Source organism: Paraburkholderia sp. BL21I4N1, from assembly GCF_002973525.1.
In the GTDB taxonomy this organism is placed as follows: Bacteria; Pseudomonadota; Gammaproteobacteria; order Burkholderiales; family Burkholderiaceae; genus Paraburkholderia.
The window spans coordinates 1-3,054 of record NZ_PVEN01000050.1; the positions used below are offsets into that span (position 1 = coordinate 1).

The 3,054-nt window shown below is 58.6% G+C and carries 2 protein-coding genes and 3 pseudogenes; 4 read left to right on the forward strand and 1 reads right to left on the reverse strand.

Annotated elements, in window-relative coordinates:
- The first annotated feature begins 135 nt into the window (after positions 1-135).
- The 4 genes and pseudogenes from B0G83_RS39700 to B0G83_RS38430 form a co-directional block, all read left to right on the forward strand.
- A complete protein-coding gene (locus B0G83_RS39700) occupies positions 136-390 on the forward strand; it encodes a transposase (RefSeq protein WP_374954980.1) in 255 nt (84 codons plus the stop codon).
- Positions 387-945: pseudogene (locus B0G83_RS37875) on the forward strand (transposase). Before B0G83_RS39700 ends, B0G83_RS37875 begins: the two are co-directional and overlap by 4 nt.
- Positions 946-1,389: 444 nt before the next feature.
- Entirely contained in the window at positions 1,390-1,848 is a 459-nt protein-coding gene (locus tag B0G83_RS39705) for a DUF6431 domain-containing protein (RefSeq protein ID WP_374954981.1), read from the forward strand.
- A 95-nt stretch (positions 1,849-1,943) separates the two neighbouring features.
- Positions 1,944-2,651, forward strand: a pseudogene (locus tag B0G83_RS38430) (helix-turn-helix domain-containing protein); the annotation flags it as partial.
- Between the two features lie 307 nt (positions 2,652-2,958).
- Here the strand turns inward: B0G83_RS38430 and B0G83_RS39010 are convergent.
- Positions 2,959-3,054: pseudogene (locus B0G83_RS39010) on the reverse strand (LysR family transcriptional regulator); the annotation flags it as partial.

Consider the following 3,054-nt stretch of genomic DNA (forward strand, 5'->3'; position numbering starts at 1 on the left):
ATCTGTGCGCATGATGCTCTCCTTTGAACGGGAATCGCCCTCTGATTTTACGTTTCAGATCATCGGTGGTCCGCCTGCTTCATAGGATCTTGTAGGGTGTTAGGCACTTTTTGTCGGACCTGGTATCCTGGGGGGATGAAAAAACGCAGGCCTTACCCAACGGATGTATCGGATGAAGAGTGGTACTTCGCCGCTCCGTACCTGACCTTGATGAACAAGGACGCACCGCAGCGCCGCTATGAACTGCGAGAGATGTTCAACGCGCTTCGCTGGATCGTACGCGCGGGTGCACCGTGGCGTTTGTTGCCCAATGACTTTCCACCTTGGGAACTGGTCTACCAGCAGACGCAACGCTGGATTCAGGCCGGCTGTTTCGAGGCCATGTGGTGAATGACCTGCGTTCGATCATCCGGATCGCCCAGGAGCGTCGTGGTCAACCCAGCGCGGTCATTCTCGATGGGCGGACCCTGCAGTCGACCTGCGAGAGTGGACCTCGCGCCGGTTACGACGGCTACAAACGCAAACGTGGCAGCAAGGTCCACATGGCGGTTGATACCTTGGGGCAATTGCTTGCTGTGCATGTTACGCCGGCCAACGAACAGGAACGTGCGCAGGTCGGAGAACTGGCGCGTCAGGTTCAGCAGGCCACGGGCCAGACGGTCAAGGTGGCGTTCGCCGATCAGGCGATATACCGGCGAAGAGCCTGCGCAGGCAGCACTCGACGAAGGAATCGAGCTTCAGGTAATCAAGCTGTCGGAGGCGAAAAAGGGCTTCGTGCTGTTGCCGCGCCGCTGGGTGGTCGAGCGCAGCTTCGGCTGGCTCAACCGCTTCCGCAGGCTGGCCAGAGACTACGAGCGATTGCCCGAAACCTTGGCTGGTTTGCACTTCGTCGTATTCTCCGTGCTTATGCTTGTCCACTTTGCAGCCCTTAACAAAAGTGCCTAACACCCTCTAGACAGCCAGATCTTCATTCTAGCCCGAAGCAATCCGCGAAATCGGCACAATCGCCGCTGAGCTCGGCTGAAAAAAGTGAACGCCAACATTCCGTAAAATTGAGGAATGGAGGTATTGATGAACCGAATCCCCAAGGCTGTGTACACTGTTACGTCGCACTAAATTTGGGTTTCAGCGGAGCTGTTCGTCTCGGTATCAAATAGGATAAGTTGTAGCACGCCGCCTTGAACATCATGAGATATGTCGGACGTGAAGAAGGCCAGTACTGCTCTGTTATCGTGGGAAGTGACGAAGCCCCACACGAACAACAAACCAGACCGGCCTATGCCTCGAATTGTATTCGCGTTTCCTGTTCTTGAACGACATCTCAACGCGGCCGATCGCACGCCACAGGTCTATCGGCCCGTCGCTTGCGGGCACTGCGGCTGCTCGGGCGTGTGGTGTCACGGCCGCTATCACCGCAAGGCTGACCGCAGCGCCGCCGGTGATCTCAATCCGGTTCCCGTTTTGCGCTTTCGCTGTCGAGCCTGCAGCCGTACGTGTTCGCGCCTGCCGCTGTGCATTGCGCCCCACCGCTGGTACAACTGGGCGCTCCAGCAGCAGGTCCTGCTTCTGCTGTTTGCCGGCTGCTCGCAGCGCCCCGTGCCAGCGCGATCTTCGCGCTTGGTCGGCATACGGTACGGCGCTGGTGGCAACGCCTCGGCGAATGCAGTCTCACCTTCGAATTCTATTTGCGTAGCCGTTTCGGCCAACTCGGGCGCTCAGTCGAGATTGCTGAATTCTGGTTGCGCTGTCTGCAGCGCATGCCGCTGTGTGAGGCGATGGCCTGGCTCGATGGCGACGGTGTTTGCGTCCCGTGATCAACGGCTTCTGAACGGGTGCGCGACGGCGTAATTCCTGTCATTCCGGCTATCCACACACTTTGCCCACTCGCGCCGAATTCGGATCGCGGTTCTCATGGTTGCTCCCTTTTAACAATTGGAGTGCGCATGAAGGACATCGACCCGAAGGCCCTGTTTCGCCTACCTGTACTCGGACCACTGGTCAGTCGGGAACGGCTTGATCGTGGCGATTTGCAGAAGATCATCCGGCAACTGGCTCAGCAGGAGTACGCCATTCCGGGTTCCCGCCGACACCACATCGGCGAGAAGACGCTTCAGTCGTGGTATTACGCCTGGAAACAACACGGGCTGGAAGGCTTATGCGGCAAGCCTCGTGTTGATCGCTGGCAATCGAAGCTGCCGCCCGCAGTGCAAGCGGCGATCCTTGCGGCCAAACGCGAGAATCCGCGACGTTCGATCCGCCAGATCCGTCTATTGCTCGAGTCCGCCGGTATCGTGGCGCACGACACGCTCTCGCGCTGCGCCGTTCATCGGCTGTTGCAAGCCAATGGGCTCTCGCGGATCATTGGCTCGGCGAGTTTGCCCGAGGAGAAGCGCAGCTTCGTGGCCGAACACGCCGGCTCCATCTGGTACGGCGATGTTCTGCACGGTCCGCACCTGTCGCTCGGCCGTGGCCGCCGCAAGACTTACCTGGCCTCGTTGATGGACGACGCCTCGCGGCTCATCGCCCATAGCGCGTTCTGTTTCTCTGAGACCGCGATCGACATCGAGGGCGTGCTCAAACAGGCCTTGCTCAAACGCGGCGTACCGAAGATGTTGATCGTCGACAGTGGTGCCGCCTACCGCGCTTCCACGCTGCAAGGCATTTGCGCACGGCTGTCGATCAGGCTGGTTCATTGCAGGCCGTATGCGCCTGAGGGTTATGTGCCGGCCAAATATATGGCGCGGCGAACGGCCAGAAGTATGCAACATATTTTAAATCGTTCGATACTGGTTCGCCCATGTTTTCAAAGGAGGGCAAGCCATGTTGGAAACCCTATTCACTCGCCCTTGTCATCTGGCTCGACACTGCTCAAACCCGTTCGCCGCATCGATAGATCAGTATCTCGAACATTGCCTGGAACAAGGCTATCCACGGTCGTCATTGAAGAAGATCGCCTGGGTCGGCTTCGCCGCGCCGGAGAACCTCATCGGGGTCATCGGCAAGTGGTAGCAATTCGAAGCCGACGGCGGGAGCTTCCCGTGCAATACGCTCCAC